Below are 18,993 nucleotides of genomic sequence, written 5' to 3'. Positions count from 1 at the left end.
CCGGCAGGGGGTGGGATGGTGGATCCGGCGCTGCGGGCGGCGCTGGCGGCGCAACCCCTCTTCCGCCGGCTGGATCCGGAGGAGCTCGATCAGCTGGCGGCGCGGTTTCAGACCCGAACCCTAAACCCCGGAGAGGAGCTGTTCATTGAGGGGGAACGGTTCCCGGCCTATTTCATCCTGCGCGCCGGGCGCTTGGCCCTGCTGCGCATCGACGCCGACGGCGTTGAGCGCCTGGTCCGCCATCTTCAGCCGGGGGAGGGCGTCGGGGCCCACGCCCTCTTCCTGGATGAGCCCCGGGACGTGACGGCGATGGCCATCACCCGGGTGGAAGGCTGGTTGCTGGAGCGAGCGGCGTTCGAAGCCCTCCTCGCCGAGCGGCCGGGCCTCATCCACCGCCTGGAGATCCCACCGGATGTGGAAGCCCGTCTGCGGGCGCCTCGCTTCCCCTGGCTGGAGCCTGACGAGCAGGTGCTGGCGGCCATCCATCGCCACTGGATCAGTCTGATCCCGGTTCTCCTCCCTCCCCTGGCCTTGCTGCTGGTCTTCATCGTCCTCACGACCTTCCTGGTCGCCCAGCTGGGCTGGTGGCCTGTTCTCTTCCTCAACGCGATCCCTCTGGTCTTCCTGGGCGCCCAGGTGTGGAACTGGTGGGACGACCAGTATATCCTCACCACCCATCGTATCGTCCACATCGAGCGGGAGCGCTGGCTTTACGTGTTCCCGGGCCCGGAGGCCCGGCAGGACATGCCGCTGGACCAGGTGCAGGGGGTGCAGATCCTGCGGCGCACCCCGCTGGCCAGCCCTTATCTTCTGGACTTCGGGGACATCGAGGTAGATGCCTTCACCGGTCGGGTGAGCTTCGCGAACCTCCCGCAGCCGGAGGAGATCCGTCGGCTGATCTACGAGCAACTGGACCGACTGCGGGCGCTGCAGCAGGCCCGCCAGCGCTACCGCTTGCAGCGGGAGCTGCGCCGCCGCCTGGGGCTGGAGCTCCCGCCGGCGGAAGCGGAGCCTGCCCCGACGCCGGAGCCCCCCCCGGGCTGGTGGGGCCGCCTCCTCCTGATCCTGCGGGCGGTGCTCCGCTATCTCCTTCCTCCGATCCGTGAGGAAGTCGGGGATCGGATCATCTACCGCAAGCACTGGGTGGCCCTGATCCGCTCCCTGCTCTGGGGGCCGCCCCTGGCGACCGGGCTGTGGATCCTGGGCTGGCTGCTCCACCTTCACCACGTGTGGCCGGTCGATCGCATCGAGCCAGGGATCCGCTGGGGGGCACTGATCCTGATTGGGATCCTGCTGGGGGTCTGGTGGTGGTGGCGCTACGAGAACTGGCGGAACGACGAATACATCCTGACCCCCAGCCAGCTGATCCTCTCCCAGCGCCTGCCGGCCCTCATGCGGGAGGAAACGCAGACGGCCAGCCTGAACCGCATTCAGAGCGTGGAGTATACGATCCCCTCCCTCTTGGCCCGCATCCTCGGCTACGGACATGTGCTGGTTCGGGTCCCCGGTGGGGATTTCCACCTGCGTTACGTTGGGAAGCCCCGACAGGTGCAGCAGGAAATCACCCGGCGGATGGAAGCCTACCGCCGCCGGCTCCAGGAAGAGGAGGCCGCTCGCCAGCGCCGCCATATCGTGGACACCCTCGCCGCTTACGATCGCCTCCGCTTCGGCCCCCCGGGCATCGGACCCGGCCCCCACGCCCCCTAAGCTCCATCCCTCCCATCCATCTTTTGTCCACCCCAGTCCCAGGCCTGCGATATATCTGGCCGATAATGGTGATCTAAATCTCTTCCATTTTCCATTAAAACAATCGATATATCTGATTTGTAATTTCATTCCAGGGAATGGGTTTCAACGGGATCCGTGTGGTGCTTGACGGGGGGATCGGCGCTGTGCTATAATCAGCGCAGCAGGTTTTGCCAACCTGCCCCAAAACGGATGCAGGCCAACCGGTCGATGGCCTGTCCGGGGAGGGCCCCATGAAAATGTTGCGCTATCGGGTGGGCGCGCTGGTGAGCGCGCCGGTGGGCAGCCGCATGGTGCTGGCCCTGGAGGAGGGACCGGGGGATTTGGGATATGGGGTGGAGGTGGATTATCTGCGCGGGGAGATCGAGCTGGTCCGCTCCGACCGTCGGCTCCTGGCCTCCGGCACCATCGCCACGCAGATCCACACCCAGTGCGCCCGCTGCCTGGAACCGGTTGCCTTCCCGATGACCTTCGAGTTCGAGGAGGCTTTTTTCCTCTCCCCCGTGGACATCCCGGGGGAGACGTTTTATGCGGTGACCGATGATGGTTATCTGTTCCTGACGGCGCCGCTACGGGAGCACATCCTGCTGAACACCCCGTTGCGGGTGCTCTGCCGGCCGGATTGTCGTGGGCTGTGCCCGGAGTGTGGGCAGAACCTGAATGAGGGGGAATGCGGATGTGTTCGGGAGCCGGACCCGCGATGGGCGGCTCTGGCCGCATTCCGCCTGCAGGGGGAGTGAAGGGGGCCGTTGGGAGCGGGAAGGAGCGTTTCGAGATCTCTGGGTGCGGAGAGGAGCGACGATGGCGAGCTTCGACGAAGTAATCGGCGAGCTGCTGTCCCTGGCGGAGCGACAGGGCTATCTCACCGTCACGGACATCTTGGAGATCTATCCGGAGGCGGAGGAATCCCCCGAGGAGCTGGATGAGATCTGCCTCTGGCTGCAGGAAGCGGGCATCGAGCTCTACGACGACACCCGGATCAACATCGAGGAAGAGGAGCGGTTCCTCCGGGAGATCGAAGAAGAAGAGGAAGAGGAGAGCGAAGAGCATTTCGAGACCAGCGATGTGGTCCTGGGGGAGGATGACGATCTGGCAGACATCGATGTGGATGACACGGTCGGCCTCTACCTGAAGGAGATGGCCCGTGTCCCCCTGCTGACCAGCGAGGAGGAGGTGCGGCTGGCCCGGCAGGTGTTCCGCGGGCAACAGGCCGCCCGGCGGTTGCGCGAGGCGCGGCGGCTAACCCCTCAGCAACGGGCGCGGCTGGAGAAGCTGGTGGAGGAGGGCCGCAAAGCCCGAGAGCACCTGATCAAGGCCAACACCCGCCTGGTGGTGAGCATCGCCAAGAAATACATGGGCCGCGGGGTCCCCTTCCTGGACCTCATCCAGGAGGGCAACTTGGGCCTGATGAAGGCGGTGGAGAAGTTCGATTACCGGCGCGGCTACCGCTTCAGCACCTACGCCACCTGGTGGATCCGCCAGACCATCACCCGGGCCATCGCCGACCAGAGCCGCACCATCCGCGTCCCCGTCCACATGAGCGATCGCATCCGCAAACTGTATCGGGTGGCCCACGAGCTGGAGCAGAGCCTGGGCCGTAAGCCCACCGTGGAGGAGATCGCCGCCGAGCTGGGCGTGGATCCCCGCAAGGTGGAGTGGATGTTCCGGGTCTCCTGGCAGCCCCTGAGCCTGGAGAACCCGGTGGGGGAGGACGAGGAGGACGAGCTGGGCTACTTCATCGAGGACGAATCCTCCCCCTCTCCTAACCAGATCGCTTATCAGAACCTGCTCCGGGAGAAGATCGAGGAGATCCTCTCCACCCTCAGCCCGCGGGAGGCCCGCATCCTGCGGCTGCGGTTCGGCCTGGTGAACGGTCGCTGCTACACCCTGGAAGAGGTGGGCAAGAAGTTCGGGCTGACCCGGGAGCGCATCCGCCAGATTGAGGGGCGCGCCCTGCGCCGGCTCCGCCACCCCCGTCGCAGCCGCCAGCTCCGGGAGTTCCTGACCTGAGTCGATGTCGCCTTCCCGCAATCCGATGTCGGGGCGCCGTGCGACGGCGCCCCGATTTTTTGCGAGTCTCCTCCTCTGCGAATGGCTTCTTTACTGAAAACGAAGGGGCCGCCTCCCGACGCCGGGGGCGGCCCCTTCCGGCGGGCCGTCGCTTATCGGTCCTCACCGGAGGTGATGCGACGGCCCGCCTCCCTCAGGTCTGTCCGACGTTTTTCGTCCATGTCGCATCACCTCCTTTCCGGTGGGATGGCACATCCGGAGGCGCCGCACTCGCCATCGGCGGGGGCGCCCGGAACATTGAGGATCATGCCCGCGATCCGGGACGCTGTCAATTCCTCACCCCCCGACGGCCTCCCGACCCTGCAGCCGGCCATACAGCCACCAGAAGCGCTCCCGGGGGAAGGCGCGTTGCAACGCCTCCTCCCACAGGAAGGGGCCGGGCACCCAGTGACGACGCAGACGTTGATCCAGGGCCTCCACCCGGCGCCGGGCCGGCTGGACCTCTAACCCCAGCCGTTCGGCTTCCTCCAGCAACAGATCGATCTTCACGCGGATGTGGACCTGAGCGGGATAGCTAACGGCCGCCTCCTCCGGCCGCTCCTCATAGTCCTCCAGATACCAGGACCAGGCGTCCAGACGGCTGCTGAGCTCCCGCTCGACCTTCCGACGATATCGATCCGGATGGACCTCCCGCACGCGCTCCAGCTGGCTCTTCATGGCCCCCAGCTCCGCCTGAGCCCCAGGCGGCAACTCCTCCCGGCGGGCCTCCAGACGACGCAGGCTCTCCAGCAGCCCCCCCACGCTGAAGGCAGGGAACGTGGCGGAGAAGGGGCGGAGCGTCCAGTAGACCAGATCCGAGCTCAGGTAGTCCTCCATCGCGGCCATCCCCTCACGGACGAAGGTCAGCTCCTCCTCCGGCTTCATCGCGATCCCTCCAGGGATGGGTTGCTCGGGCCCTGTCCCTCCTCCGCCGGCGAACGAGGCACGGAGGGAAGACCGGGAAGGGGCCACACAGGCTGGCGGATGGCCTGCACCAGATCCGGCAGGAGGGCCTCCAGATCTCGGGAGGTGTCCACCTCCAGATAGGGGCGCCCGATGGGCTCCATCTGCCGGCGCATCCGCTCGTAGACCGGCCAGGTGGCCTCGCTGGCGTCCGTCGGATCCCGATGGCGGAGCCGCCCCTCCAGGCGATCCCGGACCACCTCCGGAGGCGCGGTGACGAGGAGGATGATCAGGGGGATGCGGAGGCGGTCGGCGATCTGATAGACCAGGGCGCGATGCGCTTCGATGAGGTTGGTGGCGTCGAAGATGGCGGAGGAACCCTGGCGCAGCAGCTGCTCGAGGAGCACCCGACATACCTGATGAACCCGCCGGCTCTCCTGAAGGGAGTGGCGGGGCCACTTGAAGAGGACGCGGCGCACCCGGTCGGACTCCACGATGGGAGCCGGCAGGGCAGCGGCCAGGCGGCGGGCCAGGGTGGACTTCCCGGTCCCGGGCAGGCCGACCATCAGGATCAGGCGTGGATGCGGCGTGGGGATCGGACGGATGTCTAAGGCCTGGGCGGCCCGTCGGGCCATCGCCTCCGCCTCCTCTCGGGTCAGGGGATAAGGCGAGGGCCCGCCCGCGCCGCGCTCCCGCTCCGGGCTCCGTCCGGGGATGCCGGATGCGGGCCTCTCCGGCTGCGCAAGCCTTCGATCCTCCATATGATCTGATCCTCGCGCCGGAACCGCCACGGGCGATTTGTCAGGACCTCTGGTCAGAATTATAAACCGAAGGGCGGTGAGCGCTGCGCCGCTCTCCTCCCTCCAGCGCACCACCCGGGCCGGGGCCGAGACATGGCATCGTGGAAGCCCCGCCGCCGGAGGAGGGGACGAGAAGCGATCCAGGAAGCCGATCTTTTCTGGGAGGGAGGTGATGTCGCATCGGGAAAGCCCCCCCGTTCCGCCCTATCTGGTCCTGGCCTTGGGCATCCTGGCGGTCTCCATGGCCTCGATCTTCATCCGCTTCGCCCAGCGCGAGGCCTCCTCCCTGGTCATCGCCGCCTATCGCCTGACCCTGGCCACCTTGCTGATCCTGCCCGTGGCCATCGGGCGCTACGGGCACGAATGGAAGCGGATCGGCCGCAGCGATCTGCTCTGGATGCTGCTCTCCGGGGTCTTCCTGGCCCTGCATTTCGTGACCTGGATCACCTCCCTGGAATACACGACGGTGGCCAGCTCGGTGGTGCTGGTGAGCCTCTCCCCGGTGTTCGTGGCCATCGCGGCCCCCCTCTTCCTTCGGGAGGCCATCTCCCTTCGCACGGCCCTGGGGATCTTGCTGGCCCTGGTGGGGAGCGGGATGGTGGGCCTGAGCGACGCCTGCACGGGATCCCCCCTGCGCTGCGAGCTGGGAGGGAGCCGATCCCTGATCGGCAACCTCCTCGCCCTGGCGGGAGCGGTCATGGTGGCCGGCTATTTCATGATCGGGCGTCGGGTGCGTGGCCGCTTCTCCCTCCCGGTCTATATCGCCATTGTCTACGGGACGGCGGCCGTGGTTTGCCTCCTGATCGTGGCCGCCGCCCGCCTCCCGGTGCTCGGCTACACGCCCATGACTTACGTCTGGCTGAGCCTGGTAGCGATCTTCCCCCAGCTGATCGGACATTCTTCCTTCAACTGGGCCCTCCGCTACCTGCCGACGGCGGTGGTCACCGTGACCACCTTGGGCGAGCCCATCGGCTCCACCATCCTGGCCTACCTGATCCTGGGGGAAATACCAGGCTGGATCAAGCTCCTCGGGGGCGGGTTGATCCTCTCCGGCATCACCATCGTCTCCCGGGAGGGGGCCAGCGCTTAACTTTATCGTTGGAGGTTTCCCCATGCCGATCCATCCACCGGAGCCGTTTCGCATCAAGATGGTGGAGCCCATCCGGCTCCTCCCGCGGGAGGAGCGTCGGCGGCGTCTGGAGGAGGCCGGATACAACCTGTTCCGCCTGCGGGCGGAGGACGTCTACATCGACCTGCTCACGGATTCGGGGACCGGGGCGATGAGCGACCGGCAGTGGGCGGCGATGATGCAGGGGGATGAATCCTACGCCGGAGCCCGCAGCTTCCACCGGTTCCAGGAGACAATCCAGGAGATCACCGGCTACCCGTATGTGGTGCCGGTCCATCAGGGCCGGGCCGCGGAGCACCTCTTCTTCGCGGTCGCCGTCCGCCCGGGCCAGAAGGTCCCCAGCAACAATCACTTCGACACCACCCGGGCCAACCTGCTGGCCCGGCCGGCGGAGCCGGTGGATCTGGTCATCGAGGAGGCTTACGACCCGACCCTGGAGCACCCCTTCAAGGGCAACATGGACCCGGCGAAGCTGGAAGCCTTCTTCGAGCAGGTCGGGCCGGAGAACATCCCCTTCGTGATGCTCACCCTGACCAACAACACCGTGGGCGGGCAGCCGGTCTCCATGGAGAACGTGCGGGCCGTGGCGGCGATCGCCCGGCGATACGGGAAGGGGCTGTATCTGGACGTGGCCCGCTATGCGGAGAACGTCTATTTCATCCGGATGCGGGAGCCGGGATATGCAGGCCGCCCGTTGCGGGAGATCGCCCGGGAGCTCTTCGGATACGCTGACGGCTGTCTGATGAGCGCCAAGAAGGACGGCCTGGCCAACATCGGCGGGTTCATCGCCCTGAAGGATCGTGACCTCTATGAAGCCCTCTGCGCCCAGCTGGTACTGCGGGAGGGCTTTCCGACCTACGGCGGCCTGGCCGGCCGCGATCTGGAGGCCATCGCCATCGGGTTGCAGGAAGCCCTCGATGAGGCGTATCTGGCCTATCGCGTCGGCCAGGTGAGTTATCTGGCGGAGTCCCTCCGGCAGGCGGGGATCCCCATCGTGGTGCCGCCCGGGGGCCATGCCGTGTATCTGGACGCGCGACGTTTCCTCCCTCATATCCCCCAGAAGGAATACCCGGGCCACGCCCTGGCGGTCCATCTGTATCTGGAGGGGGGCATCCGTGGGGTCGAGATCGGCAGCGTGATGCTGGCCCAGGAGGATCCCCGCACCAGTGAGATGATCTATCCCCGATTAGAGCTGGTGCGCCTGGCGATCCCTCGCCGGGTTTACACCCAGAGCCATCTGGATTACGTGGTCGAAGTGTGCGCCCGGGTCTACGCCCGACGGGAGCGCATCCGGGGCTTCCGCATCGTGGAGGCGCCGAGGTTGCTCCGGCACTTCCTCGCTCGCTTCGAGCCCCTGGGAGAGCTGGACGAGGCGGCCTGACCCCTCACTCCCAGAGCCACACGTCCACCGGGTCTCCGGCCTGCAGGCCGTTGAGATCCAGGGGGACCATCACCAGGCCGTCGGAGCGGGCCAGGGTGAAGATCAGGTTGCTCTTGCCGAACACCGGCTCGGCCCAGAGGCCATCCCCTCGAGGGACGAGGCGGGCGGGCACCCAATCGATGCGCCCGGGGGCGGAGGGGATGTTGTGGGACAGGCGGGCAGGCTGACGGCGCGGCGGGGGCGGCTCCACGCCCTGAAGGAGATAGAGAAGGGGGACCAGGAGCATCCGAGCGACCACGAAGGCGGAGACCGGGTTCCCGGGCAGGCCCAGCACCGGCTTGCCGGCGCAGAAGGCCACCAGGGTGGGTTTGCCGGGGCGGATGGCCAGGCCGTGGGCCAGGATCCCCGGCGGGCCCAGGCGCTCGATGACCGTCGCGGTGAGGTCCCGCGTGCTCACGGAGCTCCCGGCAGTGAAGACCAGGACATCGGCGGCCTCAAAGGCCTCCCGGGCCATCGCCTCCAGGACCTCCAGGCGATCCGGGGCGATCCCCCAGGGGAGGGGCTCCCCGCCGTGCTGGCGGATCAGGCCGATCAGGGAGAATGTGTTGACATCCCGCACCTGGCCGGGCTGGGGCCGCTGGTCAGGCGGCACGATCTCATCGCCGCTGCCCAGGATGGCCACCCGGGGGCAGCGGGCCACCGGCACGCGGGCCACCCCCAGGGCAGCCAGGGCCCCCAGATCCTGGGGACGCAGGCGATGGCCCGCCGGGAAGGCGATCTCCCCCTGCCGGATGTCCTCGCCGATGGCGATGACGTTCTCCCCTGGGGCCACCGGCCGCAACACTTCGATGGTCTCCGCATCCAGCCGCTGGGTCCGCTCCAGCATGACCACCGCGTCGGCTCCCTCCGGCAACATCCCCCCGGTGTGGATCAGGGCGGCCTCTCCCGGGCCGATGGCGAACCCCGGGGCCTGTCCCATGGGCACCTCGCCGATCACCCGCAGGTAGGCCGGCAGGCCCTCGGTGGCCCCAAAGGTGTCGGCCGCCCGCACCGCATAGCCGTCCATCGCGCTCCGCGGGAACGCAGGCAGGGGCTCGGGGGCGACGACGGGTTGGGCCAGGGCTCGACCGAGGGCCTCGGAGAGCGGGAGGATCTCGGCCGGCAAAGGGCTCAGATGAGCGCGCAGCCGCTCCAGCGCCTGATCGGGCGGGAGAACCGTGAAGAACTCCGGCATCGATCCCTCCAGGCCGGGTCATTGACGGTCGGTTTTCCATTTTCTATAATGCCTCCGGAGTGGGAATTCAGGGAGCTTCGGCGGGAGGGAACCGAAGATGATCGATGTGAATGACCTGCGGAAGGGGACGACCTTCATCCTGGACGGTCAGATCTATGAGGTGCTGGAGTATCAGCATCACAAGCCCGGCCGGGGGAACGCCTTCATCCGCACCAAGCTGCGCAACCTGCGCACTGGGGCCATCATCGACAAGACGTTCCTCTCGGGCGATCGGGTGCAGGACATCCGGGTGGAGAACCGGGAGGTGCAGTTCCTGTATCGGGACGGCGATCTCTACTATATGATGGACACCCGGACCTATGAGCAGATCCCGGTGCCGGCCGAGCGGCTGGGGGAGGCGGTGAACTTCCTGAAGGAGGGGATCACCCTGATCCTGCGGGAATACGAGGGCGAGCCCCTGGGGGTGGAGCTGCCGGTGACGGTGGACCTGCGGGTGGTGGAGGCGGAGCCAGGGGTGAAAGGCGATACCGCCTCGGGTGCCGACAAATGGGTGGTGCTGGAGACCGGCTATCGCCTCCGGGTCCCCCTCTTCGTCAACGAGGGCGACATCGTCCGGGTCGACACCCGCACCGGGGAATACGTGACCCGCGTGGGTTAAATCCATCATGGAACCTGATCACAGGAGGAGACGAATGCGGCCCCGTCGTGTGGTGATCACTGGGATGGGGGCCATCACGCCGCTGGGGCTGGATGTGCCCACCACGTGGGCCAACGCCGTCGCCGGCCGCTCCGGCGTGGGGCCGATCACCCTCTTCGACGCCTCCGGTCTGAACGTGCGCATCGCCGCCGAGGTCAAGGGGTTCGACCCATTGAATTATATGGACGCCCGGGAGGCCCGGCGGCGGGACCGGTTCGAGCAGTTCGCAGTGGTCGCCACCCAGGAGGCGGTGCGCCAGGCTGGGCTGCGGATCACCGAGGAGATCGCCGATGAGGTAGGGGTGATCATCGGCTCAGCCATCGGCGGGGCCCAAACCTTCGCCGATGGGGTGGAGACGGCCCTGCACAAGAGCCCCCGCCTGCTCCATCCCTTCGTCATCCCCATGGTGATCACGGACGGCGCCTCCGCCCAGATCGCCATCGAGCTGGGGGCCCGAGGCCCCAACTTCGCCACGGTCTCCGCCTGCGCCGCCGGGGCGGACGCCATCGGCATCGCCTACGAGCTGATCCGCAGCGGAGATTGCCGGGTCTGCATCGCCGGGGGCGCCGAGGCCAGCATCACTTTCATCGGCATCGCCGCCTTCGACCGCATCGGGGCCATGTCCCGCCGCAACGACGACCCCGCCGGGGCGTGCCGCCCCTTCGACCGGGATCGGGACGGCACGGTGATGGGAGAGGGCGCGGCGGTCCTGGTGCTGGAGGACTTGGAGTTCGCCCTGGCCCGGGGGGCCGAACCCCTGGCCGAGATCATCGGCTACGGGGCGACCTCCGATGCTTACCATCCCATCGCCCCCGATGAAAACGGGGCGGGGGCGGCCCGGGCGATGGCCAAGGCCCTGCGCAAAGCCGGGATCCGCCCGGAGGAGGTGGATTACATCAACGCCCACGGCACCGGGACGCCCCTCAACGACAAAACCGAGACCCTGGCCATCAAGACGGTCTTCGGCGAGCGGGCCTACGAGATCCCGGTCAGCGCCACCAAATCCATGACCGGCCACATGATCGGGGCCACGGGAGCCCTGGAGGCCATCTTCTGTGTCATGGCCATCCGCGAGGGAATCATCCCCCCTACCATCAACCTGCAGAACCCGGATCCGGAGTGCGACCTGGACTACGTCCCCAATCAGGCCCGCCGCAAAGAGGTGCGCATCGCCATCACCAACGCCTTCGGGTTCGGCGGCCACAACAGCGTGCTGGTGCTCAAGCGCTGGGAAGGCGCGTGATGAGATCACCGCGTCCCTACATCTCGAAACGGATCGGACGGAGAGGATCCTCCGTCCGATCTTTGTTCAGGGGACCCTGGGGCGAAGCGGCGGGGAGGCGAGCGGGATGGAACCGGAAGGCGGGGAGATCGCGGCGTTCTTCGATGTGGACCACACGGTGCTCTCGGTGAGCTCGGGGAGGCAGTGGGTGCGCTATCTGCGCCGCAGCGGCCGGATGACCGGAGCGCTCTGGTGGACATTCCTGTGGCTGGCGCTGCGGTATTATTTGGGGTTGCTGGAGTTCCCCCGGGCCAGTGCCCGCCTCACGGCGATGATCGCCGGCGCCGATGAGGGCGCCTTCCGGGAGGAGACCCGGCGTTGGTTCGAGGAGTGGGTGCGGCCGTATATCGCTCCCGGGGCCGTGGAGCGGATCGAGGCCCATCGCCGCCAGGGGCACCGGGTGGCCCTGATCTCCGCCGCCACCGAATACGTGGTCCGCCCCCTGGCGGAGGCCCTGGGGATCCCCGATTATCTCTGCACTCGCCTGGAGGTGGTGGACGGACGCCTCACGGGCCGGGTAGTGGAGCCCCCGTGCTACGGCCCGGGGAAAGTCTACTGGGCCGAGCGCTACGCGGCAGAGAAAGGCGTCGATCTCTCCCGCAGCTATTTCTACACGGATAGCTATACGGATCTCCCTCTTCTGCTGCGGGTCGGCCATCCGGTGGCGGTGAACCCCGATCTCCGGTTGCGCCGGCTGGCCCGCCGGCGGGGATGGCCCATCGAGCGCTTCTATTGAAGAGCGGCGTAACGATCTGTCTGGCTCCTTGCGCTGATTGGGATGGGCCTTCCCAGGCGCTCCGCACCCAGCGCTGGCCTTCGCCGACACAAAGGACGTTTTTCGGTCGGTGCCTTCTCACGCCGATTGAAACCGGCCTCCCAGGGCGCTGCCCGCCCAGCGTCGGCCTCCGCCGACGCAAAAGACACCTTCCCGGTTGGCGCAGGCCGACCGCGGGCCGAAGACCTGTGGGGGTCGAATTCATTCGACCCGCAAGCTGAGTCGGCCGGTGGCCTCCTGCGGCCGAATTCATTTGACACGATCACGGGAACGATACGGAGGGAAGATGCGACGCGTGGTCCGCATCCTGGGCGTGCCGATGGACCTGGGGCAGGGGCGGCGCGGCGTGGACATGGGGCCCAGCGCCGTCCGCTACGCTGGTCTGCAGGCCCGCCTGGAGGGCCTGGGTTACCAGGTGGAGGACGGAGGAAACATCATCGTGCCGGTCCCGGAGGAGGTGCGCGCCGTCGGCCCTGGCGGGATGCGCCACCTGGAGGCAGTGGCTGAAGCCTGTGAACGGGTGTTCCAGGCGGTGCGGGAGACGGTGGCGGATGGGCGCTTCCCGATCATCCTGGGAGGGGATCATTCCATCGCCATGGGGACGATCGCCGGGGTCATCGCTGCGGCGGGACCGACCGGCGTGTTGTGGATCGACGCCCATGGGGATTTCAACACGCCGGAGACCTCGCCCTCCGGCAACATCCACGGCATGCCGCTGGCCCATCTGGTCGGCCGGGGCCACCCCCGCCTGATCCAGATCGGTGGGCCGGAGCCCAAGCTCCGGCCCGAACAGATCGTCCTCATCGGGGTGCGTTCCCTGGATCCCGAGGAGCGCCGGGCCATGGCGGAGAGCGGAATGCTGGTCTTCACCATGCGGGAGATCGACGAGCTGGGGATCGCCACGGTGGTCCGGCAGGCCCTCACCCGACTGAAGGCGTGGCCGCGCCTCCACGTCAGCCTGGACCTCGACGTCCTGGATCCCCAGGTGGCGCCCGGGGTGGGCACGCCGGTGCCCGGCGGGCTGACCTATCGCGAGGCCCATCTGATGATGGAGATCCTGGCAGATAGCGGCCGGGTGGGCTCGGTGGACGTGGTGGAGATCAACCCGATCCTGGACGAGCGCAATCGCACCGCCGAGCTGGCCGTGGAGCTGCTCGCCTCCCTGCTGGGTCAGCAGATCCTGTAGCGCGCTATCCCTCCCGGGGCAACCAGTGGACCACCAGCGGCCCCAGGAGCGTGCTGAGGAGCACATATGCGGTGACAAGAGGAACAAAGGTCACGGTGGGCAGAGTCAGGCCCACCAGCCCGGCGATCACCCCGGAGAGCTCCCCCCGCGCGATCAGGAGCGCCCCTGCCCGACCGCGCGCCCATCCCCGGATCCCCGCCCGATGGGCCGCGATCCATCCCGTGAGTCCCTTGGTCAGCCCGGTGGCCAGTGCGAGGAGGACCGCCAGAGGCAGGACGGGGAGGAGCAGCCCCGGATCCGTGCGTAGGCCCAGGGTGAGAAAGAAAACCGTGGCGGACAGGTCCCGCACCGGCCCGATCAGCCGCCGGGCCCGCTCTTTCACCGGGTCCGAGATCGCGATCCCCAAAAGGAAGGCCCCCACGGCCGCCGGGATCTGAAGGGCCAGGGCGATCCCTCCCGCCAGCAGCACCAGCCCGAACAGGGAAAGCAGAAGCACTGTCTCGTTCTCGTGATCGATGGCCCGGCTGAGGACTTGGCCGTAGCGAATGGCGGTCCCCATGGCGGCGACGGACAAGAGGAGGGACAGCGCCAGCGGCCCGATGGCCGCCTCGCCGGTTCGAAAAAAGAGCACCATCACCGGCGGCAGCAGGAGAGCGATCAACAGGTCCTCCAGGATCGAGAGGGAGACAGCCACGCGCGCCTCCGCACGGCCTTCCCATCCCAGCTCGTCGATCAGATGGGCGAGGATGCCGGAGGAGGTGACGAAGGTCACCCCGCCCATCAAGAGGGCCAGAGGCAACCCCCACCCCAGCGCCAGCGCCAACAGAAAGCCCGGCGTGAAGTTCAGGAAGGCATCCACGAGGCTGTCCGAGAAGTGAGCCAGGAGCGCATCCCGCAACTCCCGACCGCTGTATTCCAGGCCCAGCATGAACAGCAGGAGGAGGGCGCCGATCTCCGCGGTGGTCCGGACGAAGGGCTCGCTCAACCGGAGGGCGAGGAGACCCCCTTCGCCGAAGGCCAGGCCGACGAGCAGGACGAGGGGGATGGGGGAGAAGGCGAGGCGATGCGCCAGGCGGTGGATCAAAGCCAGGCCTAGGAAGATCGCTCCCAGCTCGATCAGGATCATTTCCCTCTCCGCACCAGGCGCCCGCCCAGCTCAAAGAAGCCCCGGGGAGAGAAGAGAGCGGCCCTCCCTCCCCGGGGGCAACGCCGCGGTCCAGGGACGGGAGGCTTCAGCGCCCCGCCCCGCGGCCCTCCGCCATGCCCGGCTCCGGATACGCCGGCCCGGCCACGAGAGGCCCTACGAGGTTCCGGAATTCCAGGCGGCCCCAGCCGCATCGCGCGCAGGTTACCCGAAGCTCCTCCACATAGGGGTCATGGTCGTCCGGCTGGATCGCTGACCAACGGAGCCGGCCTCCGCACTGCGGGCAGGTCGGGGTGATCAGCCAGGCGTAAACCCCGGGCGGGACGATGAGGGCCAGCCCGGTCATGATCAGGACCAGCCCGATGCCGATGAGGGCCGGGCCCTGGGGCCGGAGCGCAAGCCAGATCCCCAGCCACAGAAGGGCGAGAAAGGCGATGAAGACGCGCACGTAACGGTATCGGATGAACAGCATCGGCTCCCCCTTACAGACAGCGTGGAATCATTCTTTCTTCGCATTCTTGGAATTGGCGGTGAAGATGGGCAGATGGCCCAGGGCGATGATATGCCGCCACTTCGCTCGCTCCCCCTCCGTGAACACGGCGGCCTCGGCGATCACGATGGCGCCCGCCTTGTTCATCAGCAGGCGCATCGCCTGGAGGGTGGAGCCCGTGGAGATCACATCGTCCACCAGCACCACCTTCCGGCCGCGGACCAGCTCGATATCCTTCTCATCCAGATAGAGGGTCTGGGGCTGGCCGGTGGTGATGGAGAGGGTCTCGGCGCTCAGGGCCTCGCCCATGTAGGGCTTGTAGCTTTTGCGCAGGATCACGTAGGGGAGGCCGGTCTCAATGGAAAGCTGATAGGCGAGAGGGATGGCCTTCGCCTCCGGGGTGACGATCACCTCGGCCTCCTTGGGGATCCGCCGGGCCAGCTCTTTAGCCGCCGCCAGGACCACCTCCGTGTCCCCGAGCATGTTGAAGATGGCGATGCGCACGCCGGGGGCGATCTCGAACAGCGGGAGATGCCGGACCAAGCCGGCGATCTCCACCGTGTAGGTCTCGCGCTTCGGGCCCATCGGGTCCACCTCCTCCCAAGATGCCGGGGATATTATATCACCCTCCAGCCCCTGGTTATTCCCTCTCCGGATCCGCTATAATCCCCATAGATGCGGTGGATCATCCAGAGCCCTCTGGAGGAAAACGGGATGTCGGAGCGCGCGGCGGCACATATCGATCGGGGGTGGGAGCTCCACGCCCAGCGCCAGTATGAACAGGCCATCGAGGAATTCCGCAAGGCCATCGAGGTGGATGGGAACGCCATCGACGCCTATTACGGCCTGGGCCTGGCCGCGAAGGCGGCGGGCCGCAAGGAGACCGCCATCGCGGCCTTCGAGAAGGTCCTTACCTTGCTTCCCACGGTGGAGGACCGGGGCAAGGCCCAGATCCTCTCCCGCCTGACCCAGGCTCATCTCCAGTGGCTGCGAGGATCCAATGGAGAAGCGTGAACGTCTCCAGGCGGCCCTGCGGGGCGAGCCGGTGGACCGCCCGCCGGTGGCCCTCTGGCGCCACTTCCCGGTGGCGGATCAGGATCCCCAGGCCTTCGCCGACGCAGTGGTGGAATTCCAGCAGCGCTTCGATTTCGACTTCGTCAAGATCACCCCCGCCTCCAGCTACTGCGTCCGGGATTGGGGGGCGGAGGACGTCTGGGAAGGGGATACCGAAGGAACCCGGCGCTACATCCAGCACCCGGTTCAGGATCCCGAGGACTGGACAAGGTTGCCCGTGCTGGATCCCGAGCGGGGGGTCCTCGGGGAGCATCTTGAAGCGGTGGCCCGCATCCGGCAGGCCCTCCCCGAAGTTCCCCTGGTGGTCACCGTGTTCAGCCCCCTGGCTCAGGCGAAGAACCTGGCCGGCTCCCAGCGGCTGCTGCTGCATCTGCGCCAGGCCCCGAAGGCCCTGGAGAGGGGACTGGAGACGATCACCGAGAGCACCCGTCGCTTCGTCCGGGCTGCCCTCGCACGGGGGGTGGATGGGATCTTCTACGCCGTGCAGCACGCCTCGTATCTGCTGCTCTCGCCCGAGGAATACCGGCGTTTCGGCTGTCCGTATGATCAGGCGATCCTGAGGGAAGCGGGCGGGGCCTGGCTGAATCTCCTCCACCTGCACGGCGAGGCGGTGATGTTCGACTTGTTCGTGGATTATCCGGTGGCGGTCTGGAACTGGCATGATCGGGAGACCCCGCCGGCCCTGGCGGAGGCGCAGCGGAAGGTCCCTGGGGCGGTGCTCGGAGGGCTCTCCCGGGTGAGCACGCTGGTGCGGGGGACGCCGGAGCGGGTGATCGCAGAGGCCCGGGAGGCCATCGCCCAGACCGGAGGCCGGCGCTTCATCCTGGGCACCGGTTGTGTGGTCCCTATCCACGCTCCTGAAGTCAACCTGCGGGCAGCCCGCCGCGCCGTGGAGATGCCCCCCGGGTAAGTTCCGCTCATCCCTCCTCCGCCCGGAACACAGGGCTTTTCAAAAAAAGCGCGCAGAGGGCCGTTTGCTTTCCCAGCCCTCTGCGCCGGGATGGCGCCCCCTCCGGGATTCGAACCCGGACACGCCGCTTAGAAGGCGGCCGCTCTTTCCCTTTGAGCTAAGGGGGCGATCTTAGTGTAAAGAAAAATCCACCCAACCGGGATAGGAAAAAAGTCCCAGGGGATACCCCTACGGACCGGCCGGCGCCGAAGTCAGCGTGCTCTCTTTAGAGAAACCGTGGAGAACCGATGGGAAGAAACGGCTCGCCTCTGCAGGAAGTCGAGCCCTGGCTCGGAAGCGGTGAATCGGGGATGCTCCGGCTGAGCCATCGATGAATCCTGCCGTAGCGTAAAATGATATGGACTGCTCACCGGGCTGGCTCTACGATAGCACAATCCGCGCACTCTGTCAAGGCTGAGGGCACGGATCGTGGAGTTCATAGAGTGACTTCGGAGCCCTCGGATCTGCCGGTTTCGGCTCATACCCCTCCTCGCCGGCAAGATCGACTGCGGCAACGTCGACGGCAGGGTGGGGGCGATCATCGGCGGACAGCCATAGGTATACGTGATCGTCTGGCTGCCCACCGTCCGCGTGACGATGTTCCCCATCCGGTCATAGCCGTAGGTTTCGCTGTATTGCCCGTTGCCCGCCGCACGGGTGCGCGCCCACACCAGCCGGTCGCAGGCGTCATACCCAAAAGTCTGCACCTGGCCGCCGTTCGCCGTGTCAGTGATGGCGGTGATGTCCCCACCCGGTCATAGCCGTAACGCAGGTCCAGAAGGTTGCCGGAGACCATCAGTTGCACCAGCCGCGCGCTCTGCAGGTGGTAGGCGTAGGCGGTGACGCGGCCGTTCCCCCAGTTCTGCTGCAGCGGCCGGCCCAGCGCGTTGTAGGCCGCGCCGGTAAGATATGGACTCTGCCCGGTGACGGTCGTCCTGAAAGTCGCGCACCGTCGGTTGTCAGGGCTGCGCATAGTTGCCGATGTCGGATTGAGTGGACAGGGCCACGGCGAAGGTTCCTTCTTCCTCTTCCTCAACCTTCGCTGTGAGCACTAGGTCCTCTCCTTCCCAGCGGCGGATGGTGAGGAGCCGCTCCCAGCGCTTCGCGGCCTCCTCGTATCGGAAAAGGGCCACGAGCGGCCAGGAGATGGGATCCGCAGGGTCCTCCAGCCTCAACGTTGAGGTGACGGTCTCGCCCAGCGCGACACCCACCGGCTCGGTCCACACGGTCAGGCCGAGGGTCGGTGCTGACGCGGGCGGGGCGGGAAGGGGGCTGGTGAGCACCGAAGGCGAAGGGAACGGCATCGGTGTGGAGAGGGGAGAGGTGAAAGCCGCCGAGCCCATCGTTGCCGTTGAGGGGATCCCAGAAGGTCTGAAGGGCAGGGGCCATGTGGTGGACAGCAGGGATAAAACCAGCCACACCGAGACCCTGCGGGTGAATGAGGAAGCACGGACATCACGACCCCCTGCGCGCAGGTTCCTGAACCGTGGAGGTTCTCCATCGCCTCCCAGAAAAAGCGTGCTCCTGCCCGTCGATGGAGAGACGAGGGGCCCGAACGTGCCTCGGAGCGCCGTCTTCACGGCTATGAGGGGGACGGCGCATCCTCAACGGGGAGTTGCTCCCGGCAACCCCAGGCGCCGGGCCAGGAACCGCGCCAGCTCCTCCAGCTCCCCAAACCGGAAGCAGGGGGCCCCCAGCTCAAGGGGCACATCCGATACGATCGCCCAGCGCTCCCCTGGCTGGGTCACCGGCTCCAGCCCTGTCTCCGAACGCATCACCTCCACCTTGGGGGCGGCTTCCGTGTGGAAGCCTTCCACGAGGATCACATCCACCCCCTGGAGCTCCTGAACGAGGTCACGCAGGGTGAGGGGGCACTCGAGGCGCCGGGAGATCCAGAGCCAGCGCGGCGTCACGCCGATGACCAGGTCCGCTCCGGCCTCCCGATGCCGCCACGTGTCCTTCCCGACCTGATCCCACTCCATCTCCCCGTGGGGATCATGCTTGATCGTCCCCACCCGGAGCCCCCATCCCCGGAAGATCCGCACCAATCCCTCGAGGACCGTTGTCTTTCCCGCGCCCGATCTTCCGACGATGCAGATCCAGGGAGGAGAAGCACGGCGCATGGCGGATCTCCCACGTTTTGATCCGAAGGAG

Annotated in this window: 19 protein-coding genes and 1 tRNA gene; 11 read left to right on the top strand and 9 right to left on the bottom strand. The window is 67.2% G+C overall.

From position 1 onward, the window contains the following. Positions 1-15 precede the first annotated feature (15 nt). From CFB18_RS11385 to CFB18_RS11375, 3 genes are all read left to right on the top strand, one after another. The gene (locus CFB18_RS11385) at positions 16-1,707 is read left to right on the top strand and encodes a cyclic nucleotide-binding domain-containing protein (RefSeq protein WP_088571920.1); all 1,692 of its coding nucleotides are present in this window, start codon (positions 16-18) and stop codon (positions 1,705-1,707) included. A gap of 272 nt (positions 1,708-1,979) precedes the next feature. Then, entirely contained in the window at positions 1,980-2,486 is a 507-nt protein-coding gene (locus tag CFB18_RS11380; protein WP_088571919.1) for a YceD family protein, read from the top strand. 61 nt (positions 2,487-2,547) lie between these two features. Continuing rightward, a complete protein-coding gene (locus CFB18_RS11375) occupies positions 2,548-3,756 on the top strand; it encodes a sigma-70 family RNA polymerase sigma factor (protein WP_088571918.1) in 1,209 nt (402 codons plus the stop codon). 336 nt (positions 3,757-4,092) lie between these two features. Here CFB18_RS11375 and CFB18_RS11370 read toward each other — a convergent pair whose 3' ends face one another. Next, positions 4,093-4,680, bottom strand: a complete 588-nt coding sequence (locus CFB18_RS11370) for a hypothetical protein (protein WP_088571917.1) — start codon at positions 4,678-4,680, stop codon at positions 4,093-4,095. After that, positions 4,677-5,459 (bottom strand): P-loop nucleotide/nucleoside kinase family protein, encoded by a 783-nt coding sequence (locus CFB18_RS11365; protein WP_088571916.1) that lies wholly within the window; start codon positions 5,457-5,459, stop codon positions 4,677-4,679. Before CFB18_RS11365 ends, CFB18_RS11370 begins: the two co-directional genes overlap by 4 nt. A 211-nt stretch (positions 5,460-5,670) precedes the next feature. On the opposite strand from CFB18_RS11365, the gene CFB18_RS11360 reads away from it, so the two are divergent. Further along, positions 5,671-6,588, top strand: coding sequence for a DMT family transporter (locus CFB18_RS11360; protein ID WP_088571915.1), 918 nt, complete (start codon positions 5,671-5,673; stop codon positions 6,586-6,588). A 22-nt stretch (positions 6,589-6,610) separates the two neighbouring features. Then, entirely contained in the window at positions 6,611-8,008 is a 1,398-nt protein-coding gene (locus tag CFB18_RS11355; RefSeq protein ID WP_088571914.1) for a tryptophanase, read from the top strand. Between the two features lie 4 nt (positions 8,009-8,012). Here the strand turns inward: CFB18_RS11355 and CFB18_RS11350 are convergent, their stop codons facing one another. Next, the gene (locus tag CFB18_RS11350; protein ID WP_088571913.1) at positions 8,013-9,242 is read right to left on the bottom strand and encodes a molybdopterin molybdotransferase MoeA; all 1,230 of its coding nucleotides are present in this window, start codon (positions 9,240-9,242) and stop codon (positions 8,013-8,015) included. A gap of 97 nt (positions 9,243-9,339) precedes the next feature. On the opposite strand from CFB18_RS11350, the gene efp reads away from it, so the two are divergent. The 4 genes from efp (at position 9,340) to rocF (ending at position 13,182) form a co-directional block, all read left to right on the top strand. Continuing rightward, positions 9,340-9,900: an elongation factor P gene (gene efp, locus CFB18_RS11345; RefSeq protein WP_088571912.1), complete on the top strand. Its 561-nt coding sequence runs from the start codon at positions 9,340-9,342 to the stop codon at positions 9,898-9,900. Positions 9,901-9,934: 34 nt separating this feature from the next. Beyond that, positions 9,935-11,182 (top strand): beta-ketoacyl-ACP synthase II, encoded by a 1,248-nt coding sequence (gene fabF, locus CFB18_RS11340; RefSeq protein ID WP_088571911.1) that lies wholly within the window; start codon positions 9,935-9,937, stop codon positions 11,180-11,182. 106 nt (positions 11,183-11,288) lie between these two features. After that, the gene (locus tag CFB18_RS11335; RefSeq protein WP_088571910.1) at positions 11,289-11,957 is read left to right on the top strand and encodes an HAD family hydrolase; all 669 of its coding nucleotides are present in this window, start codon (positions 11,289-11,291) and stop codon (positions 11,955-11,957) included. 325 nt (positions 11,958-12,282) lie between these two features. Further along, entirely contained in the window at positions 12,283-13,182 is a 900-nt protein-coding gene (rocF, locus tag CFB18_RS11330) for an arginase (RefSeq protein WP_088571909.1), read from the top strand. 4 nt (positions 13,183-13,186) lie between these two features. On the opposite strand, the gene CFB18_RS11325 is transcribed toward rocF, so the two are convergent. The 3 genes from CFB18_RS11325 to CFB18_RS11315 all read right to left on the bottom strand — a co-directional run bounded on the left by CFB18_RS11325 (position 13,187) and on the right by CFB18_RS11315 (position 15,401). Further along, the gene (locus tag CFB18_RS11325) at positions 13,187-14,308 is read right to left on the bottom strand and encodes a cation:proton antiporter (protein WP_088571908.1); all 1,122 of its coding nucleotides are present in this window, start codon (positions 14,306-14,308) and stop codon (positions 13,187-13,189) included. A 106-nt stretch (positions 14,309-14,414) separates the two neighbouring features. Beyond that, positions 14,415-14,798 (bottom strand): zinc ribbon domain-containing protein, encoded by a 384-nt coding sequence (locus tag CFB18_RS11320; RefSeq protein ID WP_088571907.1) that lies wholly within the window; start codon positions 14,796-14,798, stop codon positions 14,415-14,417. 27 nt (positions 14,799-14,825) lie between these two features. Continuing rightward, positions 14,826-15,401 carry a phosphoribosyltransferase family protein gene (locus tag CFB18_RS11315; protein ID WP_088571906.1) on the bottom strand — a complete coding sequence of 192 codons (576 nt, stop codon included), beginning with the start codon at positions 15,399-15,401 and terminating at the stop codon, positions 14,826-14,828. A 129-nt stretch (positions 15,402-15,530) separates the two neighbouring features. On the opposite strand from CFB18_RS11315, the gene CFB18_RS11310 reads away from it, so the two are divergent. Beyond that, positions 15,531-15,830, top strand: a complete 300-nt coding sequence (locus CFB18_RS11310) for a tetratricopeptide repeat protein (RefSeq protein WP_159461724.1) — start codon at positions 15,531-15,533, stop codon at positions 15,828-15,830. After that, on the top strand, positions 15,817-16,800 hold the full coding sequence (locus tag CFB18_RS11305; RefSeq protein ID WP_088571904.1) for a uroporphyrinogen decarboxylase family protein: 984 nt from the start codon (positions 15,817-15,819) through the stop codon (positions 16,798-16,800). Before CFB18_RS11310 ends, CFB18_RS11305 begins: the two co-directional genes overlap by 14 nt. 91 nt (positions 16,801-16,891) lie before the next feature. Here the strand turns inward: CFB18_RS11305 and CFB18_RS11300 are convergent. From CFB18_RS11300 to mobB, 3 genes are all read right to left on the bottom strand, one after another. Beyond that, positions 16,892-16,967 (bottom strand) — tRNA-Arg (locus CFB18_RS11300). Between the two features lie 831 nt (positions 16,968-17,798). Beyond that, positions 17,799-18,050, bottom strand: coding sequence for a hypothetical protein (locus CFB18_RS11295; RefSeq protein WP_143597593.1), 252 nt, complete (start codon positions 18,048-18,050; stop codon positions 17,799-17,801). Positions 18,051-18,443: 393 nt separating this feature from the next. After that, a complete protein-coding gene (gene mobB / locus CFB18_RS11290) occupies positions 18,444-18,962 on the bottom strand; it encodes a molybdopterin-guanine dinucleotide biosynthesis protein B (protein ID WP_088571902.1) in 519 nt (172 codons plus the stop codon). Between the last annotated feature and the right edge of the window lie 31 nt (positions 18,963-18,993).

The sequence above is a fragment of the Thermoflexus hugenholtzii JAD2 genome (genome assembly GCF_900187885.1).
GTDB classification, from domain to species: domain Bacteria; phylum Chloroflexota; class Anaerolineae; order Thermoflexales; family Thermoflexaceae; genus Thermoflexus; species Thermoflexus hugenholtzii.
Note: the sequence above shows the minus strand (reverse complement) of the source record. Positions and strands in the feature narration are given on the sequence as shown.

What these genes read in the sequence shown, in the direction of transcription:
- rocF (WP_088571909.1), top strand. Translation starts at nt 12,283, where the DNA reads ATGCGACGCGTGGTCCGCATCCTGGGCGTGCCGATGGACCTGGGGCAG.
- CFB18_RS11375 (WP_088571918.1), top strand. Translation starts at nt 2,548, where the DNA reads ATGGCGAGCTTCGACGAAGTAATCGGCGAGCTGCTGTCCCTGGCGGAG.
- CFB18_RS11355 (WP_088571914.1), top strand. Translation starts at nt 6,611, where the DNA reads ATGCCGATCCATCCACCGGAGCCGTTTCGCATCAAGATGGTGGAGCCC.
- CFB18_RS11335 (WP_088571910.1), top strand. Translation starts at nt 11,289, where the DNA reads ATGGAACCGGAAGGCGGGGAGATCGCGGCGTTCTTCGATGTGGACCAC.
- efp (WP_088571912.1), top strand. Translation starts at nt 9,340, where the DNA reads ATGATCGATGTGAATGACCTGCGGAAGGGGACGACCTTCATCCTGGAC.
- CFB18_RS11350 (WP_088571913.1), bottom strand. Translation starts at nt 9,242, where the DNA reads ATGCCGGAGTTCTTCACGGTTCTCCCGCCCGATCAGGCGCTGGAGCGG.
- CFB18_RS11325 (WP_088571908.1), bottom strand. Translation starts at nt 14,308, where the DNA reads ATGATCCTGATCGAGCTGGGAGCGATCTTCCTAGGCCTGGCTTTGATC.
- CFB18_RS11315 (WP_088571906.1), bottom strand. Translation starts at nt 15,401, where the DNA reads ATGGGCCCGAAGCGCGAGACCTACACGGTGGAGATCGCCGGCTTGGTC.
- CFB18_RS11320 (WP_088571907.1), bottom strand. Translation starts at nt 14,798, where the DNA reads ATGCTGTTCATCCGATACCGTTACGTGCGCGTCTTCATCGCCTTTCTC.
- mobB (WP_088571902.1), bottom strand. Translation starts at nt 18,962, where the DNA reads ATGCGCCGTGCTTCTCCTCCCTGGATCTGCATCGTCGGAAGATCGGGC.
- fabF (WP_088571911.1), top strand. Translation starts at nt 9,935, where the DNA reads ATGCGGCCCCGTCGTGTGGTGATCACTGGGATGGGGGCCATCACGCCG.
- CFB18_RS11380 (WP_088571919.1), top strand. Translation starts at nt 1,980, where the DNA reads ATGAAAATGTTGCGCTATCGGGTGGGCGCGCTGGTGAGCGCGCCGGTG.
- CFB18_RS11305 (WP_088571904.1), top strand. Translation starts at nt 15,817, where the DNA reads ATGGAGAAGCGTGAACGTCTCCAGGCGGCCCTGCGGGGCGAGCCGGTG.
- CFB18_RS11365 (WP_088571916.1), bottom strand. Translation starts at nt 5,459, where the DNA reads ATGGAGGATCGAAGGCTTGCGCAGCCGGAGAGGCCCGCATCCGGCATC.
- CFB18_RS11370 (WP_088571917.1), bottom strand. Translation starts at nt 4,680, where the DNA reads ATGAAGCCGGAGGAGGAGCTGACCTTCGTCCGTGAGGGGATGGCCGCG.
- CFB18_RS11360 (WP_088571915.1), top strand. Translation starts at nt 5,671, where the DNA reads ATGTCGCATCGGGAAAGCCCCCCCGTTCCGCCCTATCTGGTCCTGGCC.
- CFB18_RS11310 (WP_159461724.1), top strand. Translation starts at nt 15,531, where the DNA reads ATGTCGGAGCGCGCGGCGGCACATATCGATCGGGGGTGGGAGCTCCAC.
- CFB18_RS11385 (WP_088571920.1), top strand. Translation starts at nt 16, where the DNA reads ATGGTGGATCCGGCGCTGCGGGCGGCGCTGGCGGCGCAACCCCTCTTC.